This is a genomic window from Wenyingzhuangia sp. IMCC45533, from assembly GCF_054111225.1.
Map to the genome: position 1 here is coordinate 1,797,636 of NZ_CM134197.1, position 25,574 is coordinate 1,823,209.

The 25,574-nt window shown below is 33.0% G+C and carries 22 protein-coding genes and 1 pseudogene; 16 read left to right on the top strand and 7 right to left on the bottom strand.

Annotated elements, in window-relative coordinates:
* Positions 1–6: 6 nt before the first annotated feature.
* The 5 genes from ACXGQW_RS07870 to ACXGQW_RS07890 all read left to right on the top strand — a co-directional run bounded on the left by ACXGQW_RS07870 (position 7) and on the right by ACXGQW_RS07890 (position 4,506).
* Positions 7–477 carry a hypothetical protein gene (locus ACXGQW_RS07870; protein WP_457821721.1) on the top strand — a complete coding sequence of 157 codons (471 nt, stop codon included), beginning with the start codon at positions 7–9 and terminating at the stop codon, positions 475–477.
* Positions 468–1,061 (top strand): hypothetical protein, encoded by a 594-nt coding sequence (locus ACXGQW_RS07875; protein WP_457821723.1) that lies wholly within the window; start codon positions 468–470, stop codon positions 1,059–1,061. Before ACXGQW_RS07870 ends, ACXGQW_RS07875 begins: the two co-directional genes overlap by 10 nt.
* 911 nt (positions 1,062–1,972) lie before the next feature.
* The gene (locus ACXGQW_RS07880) at positions 1,973–2,515 is read left to right on the top strand and encodes a DUF6705 family protein (protein ID WP_457821725.1); all 543 of its coding nucleotides are present in this window, start codon (positions 1,973–1,975) and stop codon (positions 2,513–2,515) included.
* 830 nt (positions 2,516–3,345) lie between these two features.
* A complete protein-coding gene (locus tag ACXGQW_RS07885; protein ID WP_457821727.1) occupies positions 3,346–3,681 on the top strand; it encodes a hypothetical protein in 336 nt (111 codons plus the stop codon).
* 375 nt (positions 3,682–4,056) lie between these two features.
* Positions 4,057–4,506, top strand: coding sequence for a GatB/YqeY domain-containing protein (locus tag ACXGQW_RS07890; RefSeq protein WP_457821729.1), 450 nt, complete (start codon positions 4,057–4,059; stop codon positions 4,504–4,506).
* A 183-nt stretch (positions 4,507–4,689) separates the two neighbouring features.
* Here ACXGQW_RS07890 and ACXGQW_RS07895 read toward each other — a convergent pair whose 3' ends face one another.
* On the bottom strand, positions 4,690–5,832 hold the full coding sequence (locus ACXGQW_RS07895) for a sialate O-acetylesterase (protein ID WP_457821731.1): 1,143 nt from the start codon (positions 5,830–5,832) through the stop codon (positions 4,690–4,692).
* A gap of 91 nt (positions 5,833–5,923) precedes the next feature.
* Positions 5,924–7,030, bottom strand: a complete 1,107-nt coding sequence (locus ACXGQW_RS07900; RefSeq protein ID WP_457821733.1) for a LacI family DNA-binding transcriptional regulator — start codon at positions 7,028–7,030, stop codon at positions 5,924–5,926.
* 57 nt (positions 7,031–7,087) lie between these two features.
* On the opposite strand from ACXGQW_RS07900, the gene ACXGQW_RS07905 reads away from it, so the two are divergent.
* Positions 7,088–8,149: an NAD(P)/FAD-dependent oxidoreductase gene (locus tag ACXGQW_RS07905; RefSeq protein ID WP_457821735.1), complete on the top strand. Its 1,062-nt coding sequence runs from the start codon at positions 7,088–7,090 to the stop codon at positions 8,147–8,149.
* On the opposite strand, the gene ACXGQW_RS07910 is transcribed toward ACXGQW_RS07905, so the two are convergent.
* Positions 8,121–8,510, bottom strand: coding sequence for a DUF983 domain-containing protein (locus ACXGQW_RS07910; RefSeq protein WP_457821737.1), 390 nt, complete (start codon positions 8,508–8,510; stop codon positions 8,121–8,123). The genes ACXGQW_RS07905 and ACXGQW_RS07910 overlap by 29 nt on opposite strands.
* 119 nt (positions 8,511–8,629) lie before the next feature.
* On the opposite strand from ACXGQW_RS07910, the gene abc-f reads away from it, so the two are divergent.
* From abc-f to ACXGQW_RS07925, 3 genes are all read left to right on the top strand, one after another.
* Positions 8,630–10,549, top strand: coding sequence for a ribosomal protection-like ABC-F family protein (gene abc-f / locus ACXGQW_RS07915; protein ID WP_457821739.1), 1,920 nt, complete (start codon positions 8,630–8,632; stop codon positions 10,547–10,549).
* 324 nt (positions 10,550–10,873) lie between these two features.
* A complete protein-coding gene (locus ACXGQW_RS07920; protein WP_457821741.1) occupies positions 10,874–11,791 on the top strand; it encodes a 1-aminocyclopropane-1-carboxylate deaminase/D-cysteine desulfhydrase in 918 nt (305 codons plus the stop codon).
* Positions 11,788–12,828 carry a glucosaminidase domain-containing protein gene (locus ACXGQW_RS07925; protein WP_457821743.1) on the top strand — a complete coding sequence of 347 codons (1,041 nt, stop codon included), beginning with the start codon at positions 11,788–11,790 and terminating at the stop codon, positions 12,826–12,828. The genes ACXGQW_RS07920 and ACXGQW_RS07925 overlap by 4 nt, the downstream gene beginning before the upstream one ends.
* Before the next feature lie 64 nt (positions 12,829–12,892).
* Here the strand turns inward: ACXGQW_RS07925 and ACXGQW_RS07930 are convergent, their stop codons facing one another.
* Positions 12,893–13,312, bottom strand: a complete 420-nt coding sequence (locus tag ACXGQW_RS07930) for a hypothetical protein (protein WP_457821745.1) — start codon at positions 13,310–13,312, stop codon at positions 12,893–12,895.
* Between the two features lie 149 nt (positions 13,313–13,461).
* Here ACXGQW_RS07930 and ACXGQW_RS07935 point away from each other — a divergent pair, with 149 nt between their 5' ends.
* The 7 genes and pseudogenes from ACXGQW_RS07935 to ACXGQW_RS07965 all read left to right on the top strand — a co-directional run bounded on the left by ACXGQW_RS07935 (position 13,462) and on the right by ACXGQW_RS07965 (position 23,114).
* Positions 13,462–15,516, top strand: a complete 2,055-nt coding sequence (locus tag ACXGQW_RS07935; RefSeq protein ID WP_457821747.1) for a YgiQ family radical SAM protein — start codon at positions 13,462–13,464, stop codon at positions 15,514–15,516.
* A 234-nt stretch (positions 15,517–15,750) separates the two neighbouring features.
* A complete protein-coding gene (locus ACXGQW_RS07940; protein ID WP_457821749.1) occupies positions 15,751–17,364 on the top strand; it encodes a mechanosensitive ion channel family protein in 1,614 nt (537 codons plus the stop codon).
* A gap of 413 nt (positions 17,365–17,777) precedes the next feature.
* The gene (locus tag ACXGQW_RS07945; protein WP_457821751.1) at positions 17,778–18,392 is read left to right on the top strand and encodes a GNAT family N-acetyltransferase; all 615 of its coding nucleotides are present in this window, start codon (positions 17,778–17,780) and stop codon (positions 18,390–18,392) included.
* 196 nt (positions 18,393–18,588) lie between these two features.
* Complete coding sequence (locus ACXGQW_RS07950; protein ID WP_457821753.1) at positions 18,589–19,785, top strand: argininosuccinate synthase; 1,197 nt, start codon at positions 18,589–18,591, stop codon at positions 19,783–19,785.
* 93 nt (positions 19,786–19,878) lie between these two features.
* Positions 19,879–20,856, top strand: a complete 978-nt coding sequence (gene argC, locus ACXGQW_RS07955; protein ID WP_457821755.1) for an N-acetyl-gamma-glutamyl-phosphate reductase — start codon at positions 19,879–19,881, stop codon at positions 20,854–20,856.
* Positions 20,857–20,943: 87 nt separating this feature from the next.
* Positions 20,944–22,071, top strand: coding sequence for an aspartate aminotransferase family protein (locus tag ACXGQW_RS07960; RefSeq protein WP_457821757.1), 1,128 nt, complete (start codon positions 20,944–20,946; stop codon positions 22,069–22,071).
* Between the two features lie 456 nt (positions 22,072–22,527).
* Positions 22,528–23,114 (top strand): annotated as a pseudogene (locus ACXGQW_RS07965) (IS982 family transposase).
* Positions 23,115–23,300: 186 nt separating this feature from the next.
* Here ACXGQW_RS07965 and mgtE read toward each other — a convergent pair.
* Genes mgtE through ACXGQW_RS07980 form a run of 3 tightly spaced genes read right to left on the bottom strand, consistent with a single transcriptional unit; the run spans position 23,301 to position 25,562 of the window.
* Positions 23,301–24,650, bottom strand: coding sequence for a magnesium transporter (mgtE, locus tag ACXGQW_RS07970; RefSeq protein WP_457821759.1), 1,350 nt, complete (start codon positions 24,648–24,650; stop codon positions 23,301–23,303).
* Positions 24,631–25,416, bottom strand: a complete 786-nt coding sequence (rsmA, locus tag ACXGQW_RS07975) for a 16S rRNA (adenine(1518)-N(6)/adenine(1519)-N(6))-dimethyltransferase RsmA (protein WP_457821761.1) — start codon at positions 25,414–25,416, stop codon at positions 24,631–24,633. The genes mgtE and rsmA overlap by 20 nt, the downstream gene beginning before the upstream one ends.
* Positions 25,417–25,418: 2 nt before the next feature.
* On the bottom strand, positions 25,419–25,562 hold the full coding sequence (locus ACXGQW_RS07980; RefSeq protein ID WP_457821763.1) for a hypothetical protein: 144 nt from the start codon (positions 25,560–25,562) through the stop codon (positions 25,419–25,421).
* Positions 25,563–25,574 lie beyond the last annotated feature (12 nt).

Below are 25,574 nucleotides of genomic sequence, written 5' to 3' on the forward strand. Positions count from 1 at the left end.
ATTTATATGAATCATACCCACTTGAACGATCCTATAGATACAGGAGATGGATTGAAAATGTTTGTACCTATACGAATGTTTTCTCCGAGAGATGTCTACAACTTAATATTACTTATAAATCAAGCTAGATTAAATAAAGATATTGATATCAATGAAGTAGGTGTAGGAATGCTTTCTAGCACGGGGAGTTATGATTTAAGATATTCTGGTGATATAAATAATATTCCAAATTATTCGGATTTAAAATATAATTTTGAGGACTTAAACAGAGACTTCAGGAGAAGTACGAGGTATAAATCGGCTGGTAAATCTATAGAAAAGGCGTTTTACAAATTTTTGGAAAAAAAGATGGGTTTAGACCCCAATAATATTTCCTTGTATAAGAAGAGTGAAGACAATATTATACAAAAGATTACTCCAATGAGAGATAATAATAACAAAATAAAAGACGTTAAAAACGAGGTACCATGCAAATAATAAACAAAATCAAATTTTTGAGACTAATAGTAGTTGCTACAGTCAGCTTAATTGGTGTTAGTAATTCATACTGCCAATGCATCATTCCTTTGGAAGAATTGTATAATAGTGATATCGAGGAGGAAGACAATTGTTATGTTAAGGATATAAATCACCTTTTAGATACATATGTTGGAAGTTGGAAAGGTACCTTTGGTGATAATAAATTATTTGTAAATATACAAAAAGAGACAATCAACACAGATGAATTTAGAATAGACATCTTAGTATTAAGATATAAAATTACAAATGCATCAAATAATATCACAGAGAATACCTTTGGTATACCTCGCACAAGCAAGCTAATATGCGAGGGAGATTACTTTACCAAAGACAATACTTGGTATTTGTTTGGTTATAAAGGTAGATCTAGTAGCTGTGGGCAGTCAGGTGAAATCTTCGTTAGGTATAAAAATCAGGATCCTACAAAATTGTATTTTTTCCTATCTCCTAATGCACCATGGGCATCTGATCCAAATTATTGTAGTACTGGGATTGAAAATCAGATTTTACCGACGAAACTAACTATACTTGTAAAACAATAAAGTTTTTTTCATTAGCATAGTGCAACTCATTATTATTTTGGAAGGACTAGATAAACCCTTATTTGGACACAATAGAGAAAGATATTCTTCAGGTTTTTCGATTTGCATATGGAGAGCTGAAAGTACGAATGTATATTTAGATAATCTTTCCGGTGAGGAAAAGGATAAATACTCTGGATGAGTTGAGTAAAATATCTAATACCGCTCAAGTAGCTGAATTATATTTAAAGATAAAATCTTATTTGATAGATGCTTAAGAGAAGCAATGGGTTGTCCGTAAAAATTAAATAAACACGAAACATAAGATTATATTATTTGGTTTGTTGCTAATAATTGTTGTTGGTTGTAAGAAAAAAGATCTAGAGAAAGTAGCTTTAAGAGATATTCCACGTACAGCCAAAGGATTGTTTGAAAATACCCGTAGAGAAATTGTAAAAATGTGTAGACGGAGATGATTACGAAAAGGTTTTAAAGTATGCCAAAAGCTCCAGTCACTTCGGATTTGCAATCCGAATAATTGTGGTAGCGATTATAATGGTGACGGTGTCAATATCTAAGAGAAATTAGATTGGTTCGAATGTGGTTTAAATTATAAGTAACAATTTCTTTTGCCTAATTTTAACTTCATATAAAAACGAATACTATACCAAATATCCAGATTTAAACTATCAAATACTAGGAATGAATTTTAGTAAACAAACTTATAATGGGCTTACTTACTAGCAGATGTAGATGAATATTGACGCTTGGAAAGAAATAACCCCTCCTATGTCCTTAGTTTTAAGACCAAAAACCGCACAAGAAACTAGCAAAGAGGAACAAGAAAAGACTACTTGTAAATTATTGCTGACGTTGATAAATTTAGGTGAAAAATTGACGATGAAGTTAAAAAAGAAAAATGTAAATAGATTATGAAAGCAATATATATATTATTATTATTAACGATTTCCATGTCTTGTTTCTCACAAGAAAGAACTTATATAATTGACAATTATAGTGGACTTCCCAATCACGAACAAGGAAACAACTATTATAAATCATCTCCCAAAATAACAGGACATTTAGTTGGTACGTGGGAATACGAAGATGCTAGGCAAACCCTACGAATCATCATTGATACTAAAAAAACTAAGGATCCATATGGAACAAATTATTTCGATATGTATAGAACATTTACTTATTATTCATTGCGTGACAACTCAATAAAGGATATCAACAGCCTAGATGATTGGGATTTTACTGAGGCAGGTACTTCTTGGATTGACAAGGATGTAGTTTTATTTATTTCTGGAGCTAGACCATACGTTACTAGGTTTGAAATGGAGATTGTCGAGGATGATTTAGCATTGGTTTATATGTACAATCCTACTTATGCTTTCGGTGAGAATACGATAGTACCAACAAAACTTTACTTAAGGAGAATAAGTAAAGATGTTACATTTGATAATTTTTAGTTATAATAAAACTCGAAATTTATTGATAAGTAATCATTAGTCGTCCCAGATTTATAATCCGAGATGACTAAGGATTACTTATCGGAATCTAGTAAAAACAGAAGGATACAAACCTTTTACAATGATTATATTCTACTGAGATAATTACAAGAGTTTAGAACGTTTAACGAAAACAGGAATATCAGCTTTATCTTGCCAGTGTGTGTATTCGGATTGCAAATCCGAAGCGACTGATTTTAAACTTATTATTGATGTTAGAAGAATTATATAAAGATGAAAATGAGAAAAAATAATAGACAGAGCGTTTAAAGATGCTGCGAAGAAATTAAAAGAATCAATAGATTGTGCGATTCAGGAAGTGGTGTCTTAGGATTGATACAAGAAATTTTATAATTTAACAATATGAGTTTGTTTTTCAAATATTTGATGTATTCAATTTACAAATCTTCCTTTAAGACGGCTAAAAATGGAGCTCTCCCTGATAAATTTGTGAAAGACCAATTTGGTTTTGAAGCATCACTATGTGTGTGTTTGTTAGTATTGTATATAGTTATAATATTAGCTGATTTACTTAGTGTAAAATTAAAATTCAGTAAAATATTAATTACTATAACTTCTGCTATAATTATAGGAGGTATCATATCTCCGTATGTTATAAATTTTGATTATATAAAAAAAATAACCTTAACAAATAAAGAAAAGAAAAAAGGAAGAGTAATCTTAACTTGCTTAATTGTAATAGCTCTTTTTCTATTCTATATTATAAAAATTAAAAAGTGAAATATCTAAAACGCATAATTTGCTTAATGACATTGTTGACAATCCAAAACATGAATTCTCAAACTTCTCAAAGCAAACTAATAGATAATTATTGGAGTTCTGGACCAGGTAATAAAATTGTGTTACTTTTTAAGAATACGGGTGATTTCATTTTGTTTACAAATCGTAATCAAGTAGGATATGAAAAGTATTATGTTTCTGAAGATTGTGAGATAGGCGGTAATTTTAACTCTTCTAAAATTGGAGTTATATCATCAGGGAGTCATATAAGTACTGAATATATTTGTTATTTGTTTGAGTTTGATAATAATAAGCTAAAAATTAAATCATCGCAAGATAATAGTTGGCAAACCTTCTATTTAGCTAAAAATTTCTCTCCGAATTAAAAATTTGAGATCTAAAGTTTTTAAGCTTTAGATCTTTTATGTCTTAAAGAATTGACGGTGTTTTTCTTTTGGTAACAAAAGCACCCAGTCACCTCGGATTTGCAATCCGAGTAATTACGACAGAGACTGTAATAGTGGCTGTGTCAATCTCTAAGAAAAATTAGAACAATTCAAATGTGGTTTATGTCAGAAAAAACGACTTGATTTATATGATAATGCAGATTAAAAAATCCAGCTCTGAAACTGGATTTTTTATTTTAGACAGTTAACAGTTATGACTATTTGCAAACAAATATGAAAAATTGACAATTTAAAAAACATCAGTCAGTTCTTATTTTAATATTTTAGCGTGTCAATTATCAAAAAGAAATAATAATGAGTTTATCAAAAAACATCATGGTTAAAATGAAGGAAGCCATGAAAGCTAAAGATACAGTTGCCTTAGAATCTTTAAGAGCTATAAAATCGGCTATTTTATTAGCACAAACGGAGAGTGGAGCTAAAGAAGAAATTTCGGAAGAATCGGAAATAAAGCTATTACAGAAGTTGGTAAAACAACGTAAGGACTCTGCAGCTTTATATACAGAACAAGGTAGGGCAGACTTAGCTGAGCCAGAATTAGCCCAAGCAGCAATTATCACTCAATTCTTGCCAGCGCAATTAAGTGAAGAAGAAATAAAAACAGTAGTGGCAAATCTAATAGCCAAAACAGGAGCAGTTTCTATGAAAGACATGGGGAAAGTTATGGGAATGGCTTCTAAAGAACTAGCTGGTAAAGCTGACGGAAAAACAATTTCAGCAGTAGTAAAACAGTTGTTATCGTAGGAAGAGGTTGAGGTCAAAATTGATGTTCAATCATTATGAGTATAACCTACATTAAAAACAAACTTGTAGCTGATTCAATAGAATACTGCAATAAGTAGTTTTTTAGAAAAGCCCACAAAAAAACAGGATTTGAATTTAGTCAAATCCTGTTTTTTCTGATGGATAATTATGATAAAGAAGTTCTTAATTAAGAACTATTTTTGTTGAAAATAAATCGTTTCCTTTTTTAATGGAAATCAGATAAATCCCCGGATTATAGTTGTCAGAAACAAAATTCCCCTCTTTGCTAAGCGAGTATTCTGATAGTTTTTCTCCATTAAAAGTGTAAACGCTAATTGTAGCATCTTTTAAATTTGTTATTGAAAAACTATTAGAATTTGTAGTTAATTTAAAGGGATTTTTTTTTTGAAAATCGCGGTTGTTTTCTTTAACAGAAAGAGTTGAGCTAGACTGTACCAATTGATTAGCAAATTCAGTTCCTAAACGTTTTTGCCCCTCGTTGTTGTAATGAACGTTATCGTCCACTTTAGGGTAGTCTGCCCATGTTAATGTAGGATCCGCAACAGTTCTTATAATTTTAACATCATCCATAGCTGCTTCTACATTTAAAAACGCTTGTCTAATCGTTGCAGCTCCTCCAGAAACTCCATATCTAGAGTTTATTTGACCTGCTATGAATGGCATATTAGGAAGATTAAAAGTAGTTCTATAAGCATTAATAAAGCTCGTTAAATTTGCCTCGTAACTATTAATAGCTTCAATTTTTAGAGCATCATTTTCCCCTTGCATCCAAAACATCCCTAAAATGGTGTAAGTGTTACCTGCATCGGTTATTTTTTTCAATGCATCTTGAATATGTTGCGTATGCAATTGGTAGAACTGAGTTGTTCTTTTGATGCTACCTGATTCTATAAATTCTGCTTTCTCTTGAGTCCAATTGTTACTCCATGCTCCATATAAAGAAGAACCTCCCCATGCTGTTTTTATAAATAAATACTCTTCAGTTGGATTGTCTTCTGCTAATTTTATAGCAGAAAATAATTCTGGTCCAAATCTAGTTATTTTAATGGTAGGTTGCCAAGGCTTGTTGATACCTAAGGGAGCAGAAAAAACATTCAGATTCTGAACTTGTTTGCTCACGGTTACTCTACTGGCTACTGCATCAACTCTATTTTTATCTGCTTGAGTTAAGTCATCATATACTCCATACCCAACCATATTGGATTGGCCAGCAAGAAAAATAACATTAATGTTTTTAGCTGTTGATTGTGCATGTGTTAAAGTACATGCAAAAAACGCAAAAATAACGGGTAATAATCTAATCATGGTCTAATATTAATATTGTAACGGCAAATATCTGTAGAAACCGCAGTTTTTATGTGTTCAATAGTAATATTTAGTTGTTCGGCAGTAAAGATTACTTATAATTCAGCTTTAAAAACTTTTTTGTTGAAGATCTCATTACCAAGTCGGTCTTAATAATTTTTGTTTCGTACGTAGGATTTTCCTGCTCCTCCTTAATTCGCTGAATTAATAATTTGGCAGCTTTTGCTCCCATTTTCTCCCCATGCTGACTTATAGTGGTCATTTGCGGGCTAGCGTGTCTCGCTAAAATTCCATTAGAAAAAGCAATCACGGAAAAATTTTCCGGAATTTTATACCCTAGTTTCTGAGCTACTTTTTGCACGGCAATACCTGTAGCTTCATTCGTAGTAATTACTCCATCTACTTTATGCCCTTCTAAAATTGGAGTTAAGGCTTTTTCGTATTCTTTATAGTTAATGTCTGTCAAGTCAACTACAATATCATCGTTAATAGGTAAGTTGAATTCTTCTAAAGCTTTTAAGTATCCCTTCTTTCTTTTTTTTGTACTCGTTAATTTTTTGTGAGTAGAAACAAAAGCAATATTTTGACACCCCGTGTTTTTTAAATGTTCCACAGCATTAAACGTAGCTTTGTGGTTTTTAATGGTTACTTTGTCACATTCTAATTCTTTGGGAATTCTATCAAACATCACAATAGGAAACCCCTCATCTATTACGTTTTGAAAATGCTGATAATCTTTAGAGATGCTTGTTTCTAAAGCTGGAGAAATTATAAAACCATCAATACTACCGTTAGATAACATCTCTAATATTTCAATTTCCTTGGTAGTTTTTTCGTTAGACACGCAGGTGATTATTTTATATCCAAGTTCGTTGGCAACCTGTTCTATTCCATTAAAAACTTGTGCATAAATGTATTTAAGCATGTTAGGAATTAAAACTGCAATGGTTTTTGTTTTTTTGTTTTTTAAGCTAAGGGCGTTAAAGTTAGGCTTGTAGTTGTTTTCCTTAGCATAGGCTTGAATACGTTTCTTGGTAATATCAGCAATCTCATGACTATCATTTAAAGCTTTAGAAACCGTAGATATGGATACTTTTAGTTCTTTAGCAATGTCTTTAATGGTTAGTTTTTTCTTCATAAGTAGATATTCTTGAAAAAAAGTAGAGGGTTGATACGTTTGAGTAGCAAATATACTCATAATTAATAAGTTGGAATTTAATATCTCACGATTTCTTAAAATCGTAAATTTGCAAGTATGAAAGTAGATTATATCGTCGTAGGTTTTGGACTGGCAGGATTGGCTATGGTCAAACAATTAGAGGATCATGGGCACTCTTTTGTAGTGATTGATGATGCTTCTCAAGTATCGTCTCGTGTGGCAGCAGGGGTTTTTAATCCCTTAATTCTCAAACGTTTTACACCCGTATGGAATGCCGATGAGCAACTGGCGAATTTATTTCCGTTTTACAATGATGTATCTAAAAGGCTTGATAATGATTATTTATCCTTTTTTGAAACCTTAAAAGTTTTTAAATCGGTAGAAGATCAGAATAATTGGTTTATGGCTTGCGATCATCCTTTGTTGGAGAAACATATGAATCCTAAAATTATAAAAGATCCAATTAAAGGAATTAACTATTTTGAAGGTTTTGGACAAGTAAAAGGCACAGGAAGGGTTTTGGTAAAAGATGTGTTAAACGATTACAAGGCCTACTTAAAAAATAAAAATCAGTTTTTAGAAATACCATTTGTGTACGAGGAATTAAAAGTAACTCTAGATAATGTTACTTTTGGAGATATCATAGCTCAAAAAATTGTGTTTGCAGAAGGGTACGGTTTGAAAGAAAACCCCTTTTTTAAGTATTTGCCCTTAACAGGAACCAAAGGAGAAATGTTGTTTATCAAATCACCAGCATTAAAGTTAACGCAACAAATAAAATCTGCACTATTTGTGCTGCCTATGGCCGATGATGTTTATTGGGTAGGAGCTACTTTTAATTGGAATGATAAAACTTTAAACCCCACACCTGAGGGGCGAAAAGAATTATTAGAAAAACTAGATTCGATGATTAACGTCCCTTATGAGGTATTAGAGCAATTTGGAGGAATAAGACCTACAGTAAAAGATAGAAGGCCTTTGTTAGGGATGCATCCTGTACATAAAAACTTAATTGTATTTAATGGAATGGGAACCCGTGGAGTGATGATTGCTCCTACGGCAGCCAAAAAATTGTATCGCCATATAGAGAACAACGAGCCTTTAGATAAGGAATTAAGTATCGAAAGGTTTATTGAATTCTATTCTCAGGATTCTTAGCATATTTAATAAACAAATGAATCCAGATGACTCTTGCAAGTCTTAAAGACCATGGAGATAATAAAACCAAACCTACTGTGATTACTACTAAGCTTTCTTTAATGCTTAGGTTAAAGAAGGTGGCACTAACGATGTAAAAGGCAATAGCTAAGGCAACGCTTATACCGTAACCCACGTACATAGCTCCGTAAAAAAAAGAAGGTTCACGCATAAACTTTAAATTACAGTTTGGGCAGTGGTCTTTGGTTTTTGTAGTTTTTAATAAATTAAAAGATAATTTGTTTTCAAAAAATTCACCTTCTCTACATTGTGGACATTTGGAATTAAATATACTGTACAGTTTACTTTTTTTTGTAGACATGGTTCTTTATTTTATGGTATTTTCGCAATATCTCTAAATACTTTAAAGATTATTTTGGGAGGTGAATGCGCTAGGCAAATATACTCCGTATTTTTTTATATAAGCAACATAAGTTACACATGGTTAACGCACATAATTTAACAATTACTTTTAACGGAACTGATCTTTTTTCTGGAATCACTTTTAAGCTAGAAAAAGGAGATAGAGTAGGATTGGTAGGGAAAAATGGAGCTGGGAAATCTACGCTACTAAAGGTTCTATCCAAAGACATTCCTAGTGATGGAGGAACTTTAGCTTTTGATAAAGAGATACAAATAGGCTTCTTACGTCAGGATATCGATTTTATTCCTGGTCGAACTATTTTGGAGGAAGCATATCAAGCTTTTGAAGAAATTAAAAAGATAGAAGCAGAGATAGAGAAAATTAATGCAGAATTAGCCGAACGTACTGATTATGAAAGTGAATATTACAATACTTTAATTCACGATCTAGAAGAGAAAACTACCAGATATGAGTTGTTAGGAGGGTATAATTATCAAGGAGAAACAGAAAAAATATTACAAGGATTAGGTTTTCAGAGAGAAGACTTTCAAAAGCTTACTGATACTTTTTCTGGAGGTTGGAGAATGCGTATTGAATTGGCTAAGTTATTATTACAGCAAAATGATATTTTGTTGTTGGATGAGCCTACCAACCACCTAGATATTGAATCTATTATTTGGTTAGAAAATTTTTTAAGAGGTTATGCCGGTGCAGTGGTATTGGTGTCTCACGATAAAATGTTTTTAGATAATGTAACCAACAGAACCATAGAAATTTCTTTAGGACAGATTTACGATTATAAAAAAGCCTATTCTCAGTTCTTGTTGTTAAGAGACGAGATTAGAGAAAAACAGTTACAGGCACAAAAAAATCAGGAAAAAGAGATTAAGGCAAAAGAAGAGTTGATAGAACGTTTTCGTTACAAAGCGACCAAAGCATCTTTAGCACAATCTCTAATAAAACAGCTAGATAAGGTTCAGCGTATTGAGGTAGATGGGGAAGATAATGCGGTAATGAATGTTCGTTTTCCATTATCTAAAGAGCCAGGTAAAGTTGTGGTTGAAGCAGAAAATTTATCCAAAAACTACGGTAACAAACAAGTGCTTTCAAATGTTGAAATATCGATAGAGCGTGGTTCAAAAATTGCATTTGTTGGGCAAAATGGACAAGGAAAGTCAACCTTAGCTAAAATGATGATAGGTGACACAGATTACGAAGGACACCTTAAGCTAGGGCATAATGTAGAAATCGGGTATTTTGCACAAAACCAAGCAGAGCATCTAGATGGCGAAATTACTTTGTTAGATACTATGGAAAGTGCGGCCAATGACGGAAACAGAGCCAAGGTACGAGATATGTTGGGTTCGTTTTTGTTCAAAGGAGATGACGTAGATAAAAAGGTAAAAGTGCTTTCTGGAGGAGAACGAAATCGTTTAGCGTTATGTAAAATGTTATTGGAGCCGTTCAATGTTTTAATTATGGATGAGCCTACAAATCACTTAGACATCGCTTCCAAAAATGTTTTGAAACAAGCATTAAAAAACTTTGAAGGGACTTTAATTCTAGTATCGCACGATCGTGATTTTTTACAAGGCTTAACAGAAAAAGTCTACTATTTTAAAGATAAATTAATTAAGGAATATTTAGGGGATTTAGATTTCTTTTTGGAGGAGCATAAACTAGAAGATATGCGTGCTGCCGAGATGAAAACAGTAGTAGCTTCGGAAAAATCTACGGAGAAAAAAACCGGAAAATTAAGTAGAGAAGAAGAGAAAGAATTAAAAAAGATAAAGAACAGGTATAGCAAAATAGAACGTACGATTGCTGATTTAGAGAAAGAGATAAAAAAGTTGGATGATCAATTGGCTGAGGATTATGAAAAATATGCTGCTGATGGAACTTTTTTTGAGAAATATCAAGCAAAAAAGGATGAGTTGGATGCCTGTATGGAGGAGCTTTTTGAGTTAGATGAAGAAATTTCTGAAAGGGAAGGGTAATTAGCAATGAACAATTGACAGTATGCAAGTAGCAATTTGGCATATTTGTAATATCTAACTTGTTTTAGTATTTCATCCTCACTATAATCGAATTAAGAGACAAAATGTATTAAGTTGTAACTTTACTTGTGTTTGTGTCTGTTTGAGTATTTTTTGAAGCGTAGCGGAAGAAAAATGTATCGAGAACTAATCAGTTTAATGTAGTTCTAAAATATAAATGCTTCACGATACAAAAATAAGTTACATCAAATTTCAATGATTTTACTAGAAATGACGTGGCAGTAAACATCGTAAATCAATTAACGAAATAATAACTAACAATTAATGACCTCTAAAAACATACAAATTCAATTACCAATTCTACAAGAAAAAGGATTAGAACTGTATGTAAAGAGAGAAGATTTACTGCATCCATATATTTCAGGAAATAAATACCGAAAATTAAAGTACAATATTATTCAGGCAAAAGCTATGTCAACGCGTTGCCTCGTTACTTTTGGAGGAGCTTATTCCAATCATATTTTAGCAACTGCTGCTGCGGGAAAAGAATACGGTTTTAAAACTGTGGGAATCATCCGAGGGGAAGAATTGGGAGAGGATTTAAGAAAAACATTATCTCAGAATCCTACACTAAAACAATCTTTTGAATTGGGAATGGAGTTCAAATTTGTTTCTAGAAAAGAGTATCAACATAAGAAAGAAGAGGAGTTTATAGAAAAAATAATTAAAGAATATCCTGAAAGTTACATCATTCCAGAAGGTGGAACGAATGAGTTAGCCATTAAAGGGTGTGAAGAAATTTTAACAAATGAAGACCGTGAGTTTTCGCATATTGCCTGCGCAATGGGTACTGGTGGAACTGTTACAGGTATTATTAATAGCTCCAATAAAAATCAGCAAGTGCTAGTTTTTCCAGCTCTAAAAGGAGATTGGATAAAAGACGAAATCAATAACTTACAACCCAATAAACAGAATTGGCACATAGTTTCGGACTATCATTTTAAAGGATATGGGAAAGTATCCGATGAATTAGTTAATTTTATCAACCAATTTAAAGAAGATACGGATATTCCTTTGGATCCTATATATACGGGTAAAATGATGTTTGGAGTTTTGGAGATGATTAAAAATAATCAGTTTGTGAAAGGAAGCAGTGTTTTGGCAATACACACAGGAGGATTACAAGGTATACAAGGAATAAACACGCAATTAAAATTAAAGAACAAAGCCATTATTTTATGATAAAAAGATTAACTGTCATTGCTTTACTATTGTTATGTGCTTGTGGCTCTAATAAAAAAGTTGTTACATCAAAACATAAAAAACCAGCGGTTGTTGCTACGCACAAAGAAATAAAGGTGGTTCCTACCAAAGAGGTTGTCAAGGAAGTGGAAAAAGTAGTGGTGGTCACAAAAAAATCCGCAAAAAGTAAGTTGAATAGTACCACGCTAACTTACGTTAAGCAGTACGCACCGTTGGCGATAGAAGAAATGAGAAAGTTTAACATCCCTGCAAGTATTACTTTAGCACAAGGTATTTTAGAATCCGGAAGCGGAAGAAGTGAGTTGTCTTCAAAATCAAACAATCATTTTGGGATTAAGTGCCACAAAGGTTGGAAAGGAGGCAGGGTTTACCACGATGATGATGCCAAAGGAGAATGTTTTAGAAAGTATACCTATCCTGCTACCTCTTACCAAGATCACTCTTTGTTTTTAACCACAAGATTTAGGTACGCTAGTTTGTTCAAGTTAAAAAAAGATGATTACAAAGGGTGGGCAAAAGGTCTAAAAAAAGCAGGTTACGCCACAGACCCCAAATACCCCAACAAACTAATCAGCTATATAGAAAAGTACAAGTTGTACAAGTATGACGAATTGGTGCTCAAAGGAAAAGTAAATACGGCTGAAATGACTCAAAAAGTAGAGGTCAAAGAAGTTGTACAAGAATTAAAAGATGAGACTAAACGTAGAAAAAAAATTAACAGAAAAGGAGTACATACTGTAGATGATGATGATACCTTATACGGAATTTCTAGACAATATGAGATTTCTGTAGAAGAGTTAAAGGCTTTAAATAATCTTACAGATAACACAATACATGAAGGAGATGAGTTAAAGTTGAGAAGCGATGCGAATAGAAAAAATTACCATTTAGTAAAGCCTAAAGAAACGTTGTATGCCATCTCAAAAAAGTATGACGTAACCGTTAAAGAATTAAAACGCTTGAATCAGTTAAAAGGTAACGAGCTATCTATAGGTCAGGAGCTAAGAGTTAAATAGAAATAATTTGGTTTTTAAAAAACAAGAGCTGCTATTTTAGTTGAAATAGCAGCTCTTATTTAATTTATACTTGTGAACAATGTTTGCTTTTTTTGTGTGAACCTTTTCTTTTGTTACCGTGTTTTGCGTGCATTATTTTCCAAGTCTCAAATTGTTTATTGCTTAATATTTTACCCATTTGTTGATAAAGTTTGGCCTCATCTTCCAGTTTATTCATAGCTAACTCAAATTTTTCATCACTAGTTAGCTGTTTTTTGCTTGCTTTATGTTCCTCTTTTAAAGCATCCATTTTATTTATTTTGGCTGTAATGAGGGGTTTAATTTTATTTATTTGATGGGCTTCCAAATCTAAATGAATTGACATTTTTTTAATCATTAGCTGAACTTTTTGCTCAACGGTAAAATCTGGTCTTTGAGTCTGCTTTTTTTGAGCATTGATAGACAAACCAATAAACATAACGGCAAATAATAATAATTTTTTCATAAGTGTTGGGTTTTATAATTAAGAACTTTATAGTTAGACCTTTAGAATTAAAAAAAGTTTTGACGTCGATAAACTTTTTTAATCAATATGAATAAGTAAGGTTTAGTTTTATCAACAACCGTTTAACTTTTTACCTGTATCTTTGCCTTATGGAACAAGAGTTAAGATTATCAAGCTGGCTACCAACTACTAAGAAAGAATGCAAGGTTAGAGGATGGGATGAATTAGATGTGATTCTATTTAGTGGAGATGCCTACGTAGATCATCCCTCGTTTGGACCTGCCGTTATTGGTCGCTTATTAGAGAGTTACGGATTGCGAGTTGCCATTGTGCCACAACCCAGTGTTACGGATAACTTACAAGACTTTACCAAACTTGGACAACCAAAATTGTTTTTTGGAGTTACATCGGGTGTGATGGATTCTATGGTAAGTAACTATACAGCGAGTAAGCGTAAAAGAGATAAAGATGCTTATACTCCTAATGGAGATATAGGTTTTAGACCAGATTATGCAACTACCGTTTACAGCAAAATACTAAAGGAAAAATTTCCGGATACCCCTATTTTAATTGGTGGAATAGAAGCCTCTTTGAGACGTGTAACGCATTATGATTATTGGTCTGACAAGTTAAAGCCTAGTATTTTAAAAGAATCTGGAGCAGATATTTTAGTTTATGGAATGGGCGAACAACCTCTAAAGGAAATTGTTACTCTAATGCAAAAAGGAGTTCCGTTTAGTTCTCTTAAAACCATTAAACAAACGGCTTATTTACAGCCTAAGAGCGAGTCTTTACAAAAAAATAAAAATTGGACAGATAAAAGACTAAGCTCCCACGAAGCATGTCTGGCAGATAAAAAAACGTTCGCAGCCAATTTTAAAACCATAGAACAAGAGTCCAATAAAACTTATGGAGGTAGAATTTTACAAGATGTAGGAGATGAGGTTTTAGTCATCAATCCGCCATACCCAACCATGTTGGAGAAGGAAATTGATGCTTCTTTTGATTTACCTTATACGCGTTTACCACATCCAAAGTACAATAAGCGTGGACCTATTCCTGCCTTTGAAATGATTAAATTTTCCATTAATACACACAGAGGGTGTTTTGGAGGGTGTAGTTTTTGCACCATTTCAGCGCATCAAGGGAAATTTATAGCGAGTAGAAGTAAAGAGTCTATTTTAAAAGAGGTAGATCAAGTGGCAAATATGAAAGATTTTAAAGGATATCTTTCTGATATTGGAGGACCTTCTGCAAACATGTATCAAATGAAAGGAAAGGTTCAAGAAATATGTGATAAGTGTGTAGCTCCCTCTTGTATCAATCCAGTTATATGTTCTAACTTAGATACTTCTCATGCTCCTTTAACAGATATTTATCAGTCTGTAGACAAACACCCTAAAGTAAAAAAATCATTTATTGGTTCTGGTATTCGTTACGATATGTTAGTGCCGGATTTTAATAAAAATGCAGACCCAAAAGAATTAGAGGATTATACAGAAGAAGTAATTACACACCACGTATCTGGACGATTAAAAGTAGCACCAGAACATACTTCTGATAAGGTTTTAAAGTTGATGAGAAAGCCCTCTTTTTCTAACTTTCACGACTTTAAAAAGTTGTTCGATAAAATCAATCTCCGTAAAAAATTAAATTTACAATTGATTCCGTATTTTATCTCTAGCCATCCACAATCAGATTTAGAGGACATGGCAAACATGGCTGCAGAAACTAAGGACATGGGATTTCAGTTAGAGCAGGTACAGGGATTTACACCTACACCGATGACTGTTGCTACGGTGATTTATTATAGTGGATATCATCCATACACTTTAGAGAAAATGGATACACCAAAAACTGCTAAAGAAAAAGAGGAGCAACACAGATTTTTCTTTTGGTACAAAAAAGAAAATCAAGCTTGGATACGCAAATCGTTAACCAAAATAGGAAGACACGATTTGTTAAATAAACTGTTGTCTAGAGGAAGTAATGACGGTTACAAAAAAGATTTTAAGCCTAAAAATACGTTTGATGATGCTGTAGATGTTCCCAAGGGAATCAAAAAGAAAAAATCTAAACCTACTAGAGGGAAAAGAAATCAAGATGGCTTTGTAAGTGTGTTAGATAGAGATAAGCAAGTTGGAGGTGATAGCAATAAAAAGCAAGCATCGCATAGAAGAAAGAAGCCTAAAAGAAGAAGATAATTTTTATGGTTTAAACCTTTTACCTAAAGGAAAGTCTAAAGATTGGCTACTATTACGGATTGAATTTAGTAGCTAGTTTTAATCATATGATGGATAATTGATTAAAAAATTAGTTAGTTTGAAGCTCTCAGTATTTAATATTGAGAGCTTTTTTTATTGGCAAAAAATAAAATTCATACTATCCTACGAATAGGCTATTTTTGAAAAAGATTACGAAACAACTAAACGAATAAGATGAAAAAGATACTGTTAATTTTTCTTTTGCTGACTCACCTTTTTTATGGTCAAGAAAAAAACAAGGAAGTAAATTTATCTAGTCCCTACCATACAATTTTTACACATCTACATTTTTTACAGCCAGAAAGTTACGATGCTAATAAAGCTGCTAAAGTTATTCATGGGAGAGAAGATAAAGAAGCTCAAAAAATAGCCATCAAAATAAAGCAAATTTTAGATGGTAAAGGTTTAAAGGTTGATATGGGGGCTCTGCCAACAAATCCTAAGCATAGAGACACGATTTCCACTTATGAAATTAGGGATCAATACGTATTGTTCCCAAGTCAATTGCCAGAGGTGTACTTGGAAAAAATAAATAACAAATGGTACTACAGTAACGAGACTAGTAGTAAAATCAATAAGATATACAGAAAAGTTTTTCCCGTAGGAACAGAATTTATAAAAAGCATCATTCCAAGCGTAGGTCATAAAAAAGTTTTAGGAATTGAATTGTGGCAATATTTGGGAGTTATCATTTTTGTGATACTTGGAACCGTGATGTTCTGGATACTTAACAAAGTGATATTCTTTACTCTAAAAAAGATAGAAAATTTCTTTATGCGTTTTGCTCACGACTCGTTGAGTAAAACTTTAGATAAAGTGTCGAGACCCTCAGCGCTGCTTATCGTTTTTTACTTGATAGAAATCTATGTCCCCGTTCTACAATTTAACATAGATGTCAATTCTTTTTTAATCAAAGGACTAGAAATAGGACAAATAGTCCTATGGATTTATGTTTTTCTTGAAGTTGTAAGCGTGGTTATAGAAGTTTATGTCTCGTACACGGCAAAAACAGACAGTAAGTTGGATGACCAGTTAGCACCTATTTTGAGTAGATTGTTAAAAGTAGTGGTTGTTTTTGTAGGAGTTTTAAAGATGTTAACCATTTTTGGAGTGAATACCACAACGGTAATTGCAGGTGCTTCTATAGGAGGTTTGGCAGTGGCATTGGCATCACAAGACACTGTTAAGAATTTGATTGGAACATTCATGATTTTTCTAGACAAGCCATTTCAAATTGGTGATTGGATAGAAGGAGGAGGTGTAGAAGGTACTGTGGAAGAGGTAGGTTTTAGATCAACAAGAATAAGAGCAGTAGACACTTCTATTTTTACCATTCCTAACAGCAAGTTATCGGAGATTGTGATTAATAATAAAGGACTGAGACAGTATAGAAGATATCAAACCAAATTAGGAATAAGATATGATACTCCACCTGAATTGATTGAAGCATTTGTAGTGGGTGTTAGAAAAATTATTGAAACTCATCCAGAAACCCTTACAAGATCTTACAATGTAGAATTTACTGGTTTTGCAGATTCTGCATTAGAAATACTACTAAATACCTATTTTTTATCTTTAGAATGGGGAGTAGAACAATCTTCTAAACACAGATTGCATATAGCAATTATAAAACTGGCTGCTGAGCTAGGAGTGGACTTTGCTTTTCCTTCGCAAACCATTATGGTTGAACAATTTCCTAAAGATCAGGACATTGATATGAAATACAATATAGATGCTAATAGAATCAAAGAAATTTTTGGTAGAATAGATAGTGATTTTATGAAATAAATAATTTTATGATTTATTTTTTATCAATTTCATAAAAAATATTATTATATTTGAGTATATTGGTAATAGATGGATTTTGTTTTGTTAAAATCATTGTTTCATAATTAATTTCGTTAATTATATTCATGTTGATTATTTTTCGCTGTTGAGCTGGTTACTCAACAGCGATTTTCTTTTTAAAAGAATATTTTCTCTATATAAATTTATAATTGTATTTTTGCAGCCTATTTTTTGTAACTATGCATCAGGCAGTTAAAATATTGTTTTCATCAAATCCAAGTAGTGCTACTTGCGATACTGCTTTTGTGTTTATCCATAAGCGACGAATTAGGGAATAGTCTGTAATTTCAGAGTATTCAAATCATTTCAATTATAATCACTAATTCGACACTTAAAATTTTAACAACACAATAATGAAAATTATATCTGCTAACAAATCTCACTTTAAATACGCTAACATTATATGTGATACTATTGAAAGTTCTGCGAAAGTAAGAGGGACAGGTATTGCTAAACGAACTCCAGAGTACATAGAAAAAAAGTTAGAAAGTGGAGATGCTGTTATCGCATTAGACGGAGACAAGTTTGCTGGTTTTTGTTATATAGAAACTTGGGAAAATAAATCTTACGTAGTTCATTCAGGTTTAATTGTACATCCAGATTATAGAAATCAAGGATTGGCAAAAAAAATCAAATCAAAAGTTTTTGAGCACTCCAAAAAAAAATACCCAGATGCCAAGATTTTTGGAATTACCACAGGTTTGGCAGTGATGAAGATTAACTACGAATTAGGGTACAAACCCGTTACTTTTTCTGAATTGACGCAAGATGATGCGTTTTGGAACGGGTGTAAATCTTGTAAAAATTACGACATCTTGATGCGTAACGAGCGCAAAATGTGTTTGTGTACAGGAATGCTTCACGATCCTAAAGAAGTTCCTGTAAAAAAAGAGAAGCTGAAAGAGCCTAGTTTTGAGTTTAAAAGCAAACTATCAAAGCTCAAAGCCAAATTCTTTAGAAAAAAATAGATAAAGAACTGCTTAGCCAGTAATATCCTCTTTTATGTTATCGTAAAATTCTCGAAGAAAAAATAATATTACGATTTTTTCTACTTAACGAGTAAATACAAACTCTACTTTATTATCTCACTAACATTCTGTATTTTTGCGGACTGTAATTAATCGTATAATCTGTAGTTGTTTAACTGCAAGCAATATAAATATCATGGACAAGGTAGTATTGGCATATAGTGGAGGTTTAGATACTTCTTACTGTGTAAAATATTTAATTAATGAATTAAAGCTGGAAGTACATTCTGTATTAGTAAACACTGGTGGTTTCACTAAAGAAGAACTAGAAGTTGTAGAGAGAAAAGCTTACGAAATGGGAGTAACTTCTCATGCTAATAAAGATATTATTGAGCAGTATTACGATAAAGCAATTAAATACATGGTGTATGGTAATGTGTTAAAAAACAATACGTATCCATTGTCAGTATCTGCAGAGCGTGTTTTTCAGTCTATTGAAGTTGTAAAATATGCAAAGTCTTTAGGAGCAAAATATATTGCACATGGTTCTACAGGAGCTGGTAACGATCAGGTTCGTTTTGATATGATTTTTCAAACTATTGCTCCAGAAATAGAAATTATTACTCCTATACGAGATTTAAAATTGGCTCGTCAAGAAGAGATCGAATACTTAAAAAAACATGGAGTAGATATGAACTGGGAAAAATCTAAATACTCTATCAATAAAGGTATTTGGGGAACTTCTGTGGGAGGTGTAGAAACTTTAAAATCTCAAAAAGCTTTACCAAGTGAAGCTTATCCAAGTCAATTACAACGAAATGACGAGGAAGAGGTGACTTTAACTTTTGACAAAGGACAGTTAGTGGCCTTTAACGGCGTAAAAGACACTCCTGTGAATAACATTTTAAAGTTAGAGGATGTTGCTACTCAGTTTGCCATCGGTAGAGATATTCATGTTGGAGATACGATTGTTGGAATTAAAGGACGTGTTGGTTTTGAGGCTGCTGCTGCAACGGTTATCATTAAAGCGCATCACTTATTAGAAAAACACACCCTATCTAAAGCGCAACAACTAACCAAAGAAGGTTTGGCAACGACTTACGGGACATTTTTCCATGACGGACAGTATTTAGAGCCGTTGATGAGAAATATAGAGCAATTTTTAGAAGATTCTCAAAAAACAGTTTCAGGAGATGTTTATGTAACGTTACGACCTTATCATTTTGTGGTTACAGGGATTAATTCTGAGTACGATTTAATGGCTTCAGGGTTTGCAGATTATGGAGAAGAGAACAACGCTTGGTCTTCTCAAGATGCCAAAGGGTTTATCAAAATATACGGAATGCAAAACAAAATATTTTATCACGTAAATAAAGATTTGTTAGATGCATAGTTTGTTATTGACTTTTAGCATTAAGCTATTAGTCTATACAAACATTAATAATAGCCAATAGCCATGGGCTAGAAGGCCAAAAGCCAAAACAATATGATTAAAGCAGGAATAGTAGGAGGAGCAGGTTACACAGCAGGAGAATTAATTAGGTTGATTGTAAATCATCCAGAATTAACGCTTGATTTTGTATACAGTACTTCTAATGCAGGAAATAAATTGTATAAAGTACACGCAGATTTGTTAGGTGATACTGAACAAAGCTTTACAGATACTATCAATCCAGAAGTAGATGTATTGTTTTTATGTTTAGGTCATGGAAACTCAACCGCGTTTTTACAAAACAATACTTTTTCTAAAGCCACTAAAATTATTGACTTAAGCAACGACTTTAGATTAAATGATGATGCAACTTTTGAAGGAAAAGATTTTGTGTACGGATTGCCAGAAGTGAGTAGAGAAGCGATTAAAAAAGCAAATTACATAGCAAACCCTGGTTGTTTTGCTACTTGTATTCAGTTTGCATTATTGCCTTTAGCTGCAGCTAAAAAATTACAGAATACCATACATATCAATGCAACAACAGGGGCAACAGGGGCCGGAGTATCTCCAAGTGCTACTTCTCATTTTCCTTGGCGTGATAATAATTTCTCTGTTTACAAACCTTTTACGCATCAGCATTTAGGAGAAATAGGAGAAACTTTAGAAGCTCTGCAAGGTGCTAAGGCTGGGGAGTTATTGTTTATACCCAACAGAGGAAACTTTAGTAGAGGTATTTTTGCTTCTGTTTACACAGAATTTGAAGGTACTTTAGAAGAAGCAAAAAAGATTTTTACAAACTATTATGCAGATGCACCTTTTGTACACATTACTGATGCCCCTGTGAATATGAAACAAGTAGTGAATACCAATAAATGTGCGATTTCTTTGATTAAACACGGAAATCAAATATTGATTTATGCTGCTATAGATAATTTATTAAAGGGAGCTTCAGGACAAGCCATTCAGAATATGAATTTAATGTTTGGTTTTGAGGAAACTTTAGGATTGAATTTAAAAGGAAGTGGATTTTAACCACATTGTGGTGTTTACAAGGTCATCGAGTGGAGTCGAGATGATAAACTGCCAATAGTCATGTACTAAAGGCTAAAACCAAAAAAAATGAAATTATTTGACGTATACCCATTATATAACGTAACTCCTGTAAAAGCAAAAGGGGCTTATGTTTGGGATGATAAAGGAGATAAGTATTTAGATTTATATGGAGGTCACGGAGTGATCTCTATAGGTCATACACATCCAAAATATAAGAGTGCCCTAGAAAACCAGTTGAGCAATATAGGTTTTTACTCTAATGCCATCCAAAACCCTTTACAACAAGAGTTAGCAGATAAATTAGGAGAATTATCGGGTTGCGGAGACGATTACGAATTGTTTTTCTGTTCTACAGGAGCAGAAGCTAATGAAAATGCGATTAAAGTAGCATCTTTTCATAATCAAAAATCAAGAATTATTGCTTTTAAAAACGGTTTTCACGGTCGTACTTCTGGAGCTGTTTCAATTACGGACAATCCGAAGATTATAGCTCCCATCAATGCGCACAATCCTGTAACTATTTTATCACTAAATGATATTGAATCAGTAGAAGCTGAAATAGCTAAAGGAGATGTTTCCTCTGTAATTGTAGAGCCCATACAGGGTGTAGGAGGATTAGATATGCCCACTACTGAATTTTTACAAGAATTAAGAAAAATTACCACAGATAACAATGTTTGCCTAATTTTAGATGAGGTTCAGTCTGGTTACGGACGTTCTGGTAAATTCTTTGCACATCAACATCATGGAGTTGTTGCAGATATCATTCCAATGGCAAAAGGAATGGGGAACGGATTTCCCATAGGAGGAGTGTTAATTCACAAATCAATTGCCTCTTGGTATGGAATGTTAGGAACTACTTTTGGAGGTTCTCATCTGGCTTGTGCGGCGGGAATTGCTGTGCTAGATGTGATGAAAGAAGAAAACCTGATGCAAAATGTAACAGAAATAAATACGTATTTTAAAGAGCAAGTCTCTAACCTACCAAACGTAAAACAATTAAAGGGAGAAGGATTGATGTTAGGTTTGGAGTTGACCTATGAAGTGGCCGAGCTAAGAAAAAAATTGATCTACGATTATAAAATTTTTACGGGTGGTGCTATGAATAAAAATTTGTTAAGAATATTACCACCATTAAATGTCACCAAAGCAGACATTGACGTGTTTATAAATGCGTTGAGAGAATTGTTGTAGCGAAAAAGAAATAAATTATGTGAAACCAGATACATTATTAATGTGAGTTCACTTAAGAAACGGTAATATTTTAGGTGAAAAAAGCAGAATATTTAGTAAATTAAAGTACTGAATTCCAATAAACTAAATTTATTCTGCTCATGATTTCTGACATTAAAATTATTGAAATTTTCTGTAAACTAGACGACTTTATGAAAGAATTCAAGGCTATTTTAGCAAAAAATAGTATTCCTGATCTATCACAACCTAAAAACGAAACAGAAAGTCTAAAATGACTAAAAGCGAAGTGATGACTATTATGGTCATTTTTCATCTAAAATCGCATCGTAACCTAAAGCATTTCTATCTGTATTATGTTTGTAAACATATGAGGGATTTCTTCCCCGAATTAGTTTCTTATAATTGATTTGTTGAACTACAAAAAAAGTGATACAAGCTTTAGCTGTTTATCTTAAAATGTTTGAATTAGGAGACTGCTCTGGTATTTCTTTCATTGATTCTACAGCTTTGAAAGTATGCCATTGCAAGAGAGAAAAACAACACAGAGTGTTTAAAGGTATCGCCGAGAAAAGCTATGAAACTTTAGGTTGGTTCTACGGATTTAAACTAGATCTAATCTGCAATAATGAAGGTTAAGTTGTTGATTTTCTGATTATTAAATCCAATGTTGATGATCGATGTCCCTTAAAAAATAAAAGTTTTCACAATAAATTATTTGGAAAAATATATGGTGATAAAGGTTATTTAGGAAAGGATTTATTTGATAAAATGTTTGTAGATGGTATTCACCTAGTCACCAAACTAAGGAAAAATATGAAAAAGAAAGCTATGGATTTATGGATAAAGTATACCTAAGAAAAAGAGCTATTATAGAATCTGTAAATGATGTCTTAAAAAATATATGTCAAATAGAACATTCAAGACACCGATCTTTCGATAACTTTTTAGGCAACTTGATTGCAGGATTAACCGCTTATTCGTTTCTTGATAAAAGGCCTAGTATTAAAATTCAAGATTTTTCACCTAATATCGGTATAAGTTAAATCGAACTCACGTCAGTTAAGTTTATTTACAAGGTACAACGTAATAGCAAGCGTTAAAAATGGTACTTATAAGTCAACTTCTCGATACAATTCTTTCAATTGTATTCTAAGAATCACTCATAGTGACAGGAGGTTTATTGTCAGTTCGAGTGTTTATGGAGCGTAGCAAAGTAAATGTATCGAGAACTAAATAGGCAAAATCATTTTAGCAATCATAAAGTAGATAAAGATTCCAAAAATATCATTGCTAGTTGTAATGAATGGTCCAGTAGCCAAGGCAGGGTCAATACCTCTCTTATGGAGTATGATAGGCACAAAAGTACCAATCAGAGCTGCAATAATAATCACAATTACTAAAGAGATAGCGATGGTAACGCTGGTTAATATTTCAAAATTCTGAATAAATCCGTATCCCATCACTAGACAGCCCAATACAATTCCGTTGATTAAACTCAATCCCACTTCTTTTAAAAGTCTGTCCCAGAGGCTTCCTTTTATATTGTCGTTGGCTAAACCTTGCACGATAATGGCAGAGGACTGAACTCCAACATTACCCGCCATGGCAGCAATTAAAGGTGTAAAAAAGAATAGGATAGGAAAAGTGCTTAAAGTCTCTTCAAAACCGCCCATAATAGCTGCAGCTCCCAAACCTCCAAAAAGTCCTAGTACCAGCCAGGGAAGCCTGGCTCTGGTTAATTCCAAAATAGAATCACTAGCCTCAACATCATCAGTAATTCCGGCAGCCATTTGGTAATCCTCCTTGGCTTCGTCTATAATAATATCTACCACATCATCAATGGTAATTTGACCTACCAAACGCTGCATTTCATCAACAACAGCTACCACTACCAAATCATATTTTTGCATTACTTTGGCAACATCTTCTGCTTTGTCATCCACTTTTACAGAGGTGATAGAAGGGGAATAAATATCGTTGACTAAGGTTTTGGTAGAAGTAGTCAATAAGCTTTTTAAAGAAAGTCTACCTTTTAAAACATCATTTTCGTCGACCACATAAACGGTGTAAACTTTTTCGACTTCTTCGGCCTGCAAACGCATTTCTTTAATACCTCGCATATTGGTCCAGTGTTGCTTTACTTTTATCAACTCTTTACCCATTAATCCTCCAGCCGTATTTTCATCATAACGCAAAAGATCTACAATGTCTTTGGCATGCTCAACATCTTCAATTTTGGAGATAACTTCCTCTTTTTGATCTTCAGAAAGTTCCGAGAGAACATCAGCTGCATCATCAGAATCTAGTTCGTCCACCTCCTTAGCAATTTCATCAGAAGAAAGTCCTTTTAAGATAGCTTCCCTAACATCTTCATCAAGTTCAACAATGGCATCAGAAGTCTTATCTGTGTCAAGTGTTTTAATAATATAGATAGCGGTTTCTGAAGAGACTTCCTCAAAAAATTCAGCTAAATCGGCATAGTGAATATCTTTGAAAATTTCAATAATCTGAAGAGTATCTTCTCTTTCTACAAGATTAGATACATGCGCTGTAAATTCTTTATTGATTTGAAATTTCATCTTTTTCTATTAATGATGTTAGTTCAATAAAACCTTGTACCGAAATTTGTTCAGGTCTTTTGCTAAATAATTCTTGGGCTCGTAAATTATCTGATAGATTTAAACTTTTTAGACTACTACGCAGCATTTTTCTTCGTTGATTAAAAGCCGTTTTTACGACGTGCTTAAAAAGTTTGTCGGCAACACTCAAAGTTAAGTTCTCTTTACGCCTCATAAACATCACTCCAGAATCTACTCTTGGAGGAGGGTTAAACACGCTAGGAGGCACTGTAAATAAATATTCGGTATCGTAATACGCTTGGGTTAATACAGAAGTAATTCCATAAATTTTGCTCCCTGGTTGCGCGCATATTCTTTCCGCCACTTCTTTTTGGAACATTCCTCCGAATTCTGGAATTAAGTCTCTATTCTCTATTGTTTTAAAAACTATTTGAGTGGATATATTATAAGGAAAATTACCAATAATAGCGTATTGTTCTCCTTTGAATAATTCGTTGAGATTTACCTTTAAAAAATCAGTATTGTATATTCTTGGACCTAAATGTAGATAGTTGGCTTGTAGGTATTCTACGGATTCATCATCTATTTCTACCACGTGAGTAGTATAGTTTTTTTCTAGAAGATACTTGGTCATCACCCCCATTCCAGGACCTATTTCTAAAACGTTTTGATATCCTTTTTCTGACAATATATCAGCAATTTGTTGGGCAATACTTTCATCGGTTAAAAAGTGTTGACCTAGGTGTTTTTTGGCTCTTACTGACATATTTACTTGTTTTTTTTGTAGTATCTCCAAATAGCAAAAGCTACAAGGGCAACCAAAATATAAGGTATAATCATTAAAGTAACAATTCCATCGTTTAAACCTTTTGCTAGGCTACTATCTCCGTTTTCTACTACGGCCTTGCACATAGCACATTGGCT

Bases quoted from the DNA above. Each gene is read 5' to 3' on its own strand.
- ACXGQW_RS07870 (WP_457821721.1), top strand. From the start codon at position 7: ATGAATCATACCCACTTGAACGATCCTATAGATACAGGAGATGGATTG.
- ACXGQW_RS07875 (WP_457821723.1), top strand. From the start codon at position 468: ATGCAAATAATAAACAAAATCAAATTTTTGAGACTAATAGTAGTTGCT.
- ACXGQW_RS07880 (WP_457821725.1), top strand. From the start codon at position 1,973: ATGAAAGCAATATATATATTATTATTATTAACGATTTCCATGTCTTGT.
- ACXGQW_RS07885 (WP_457821727.1), top strand. From the start codon at position 3,346: ATGAATTCTCAAACTTCTCAAAGCAAACTAATAGATAATTATTGGAGT.
- ACXGQW_RS07890 (WP_457821729.1), top strand. From the start codon at position 4,057: ATGAGTTTATCAAAAAACATCATGGTTAAAATGAAGGAAGCCATGAAA.
- ACXGQW_RS07895 (WP_457821731.1), bottom strand. From the start codon at position 5,832: ATGATTAGATTATTACCCGTTATTTTTGCGTTTTTTGCATGTACTTTA.
- ACXGQW_RS07900 (WP_457821733.1), bottom strand. From the start codon at position 7,030: ATGAGTATATTTGCTACTCAAACGTATCAACCCTCTACTTTTTTTCAA.
- ACXGQW_RS07905 (WP_457821735.1), top strand. From the start codon at position 7,088: ATGAAAGTAGATTATATCGTCGTAGGTTTTGGACTGGCAGGATTGGCT.
- ACXGQW_RS07910 (WP_457821737.1), bottom strand. From the start codon at position 8,510: ATGTCTACAAAAAAAAGTAAACTGTACAGTATATTTAATTCCAAATGT.
- abc-f (WP_457821739.1), top strand. From the start codon at position 8,630: ATGGTTAACGCACATAATTTAACAATTACTTTTAACGGAACTGATCTT.
- ACXGQW_RS07920 (WP_457821741.1), top strand. From the start codon at position 10,874: ATGACCTCTAAAAACATACAAATTCAATTACCAATTCTACAAGAAAAA.
- ACXGQW_RS07925 (WP_457821743.1), top strand. From the start codon at position 11,788: ATGATAAAAAGATTAACTGTCATTGCTTTACTATTGTTATGTGCTTGT.
- ACXGQW_RS07930 (WP_457821745.1), bottom strand. From the start codon at position 13,312: ATGAAAAAATTATTATTATTTGCCGTTATGTTTATTGGTTTGTCTATC.
- ACXGQW_RS07935 (WP_457821747.1), top strand. From the start codon at position 13,462: ATGGAACAAGAGTTAAGATTATCAAGCTGGCTACCAACTACTAAGAAA.
- ACXGQW_RS07940 (WP_457821749.1), top strand. From the start codon at position 15,751: ATGAAAAAGATACTGTTAATTTTTCTTTTGCTGACTCACCTTTTTTAT.
- ACXGQW_RS07945 (WP_457821751.1), top strand. From the start codon at position 17,778: ATGAAAATTATATCTGCTAACAAATCTCACTTTAAATACGCTAACATT.
- ACXGQW_RS07950 (WP_457821753.1), top strand. From the start codon at position 18,589: ATGGACAAGGTAGTATTGGCATATAGTGGAGGTTTAGATACTTCTTAC.
- argC (WP_457821755.1), top strand. From the start codon at position 19,879: ATGATTAAAGCAGGAATAGTAGGAGGAGCAGGTTACACAGCAGGAGAA.
- ACXGQW_RS07960 (WP_457821757.1), top strand. From the start codon at position 20,944: ATGAAATTATTTGACGTATACCCATTATATAACGTAACTCCTGTAAAA.
- mgtE (WP_457821759.1), bottom strand. From the start codon at position 24,650: ATGAAATTTCAAATCAATAAAGAATTTACAGCGCATGTATCTAATCTT.
- rsmA (WP_457821761.1), bottom strand. From the start codon at position 25,416: ATGTCAGTAAGAGCCAAAAAACACCTAGGTCAACACTTTTTAACCGAT.
- ACXGQW_RS07980 (WP_457821763.1), bottom strand. From the start codon at position 25,562: ATGTGCAAGGCCGTAGTAGAAAACGGAGATAGTAGCCTAGCAAAAGGT.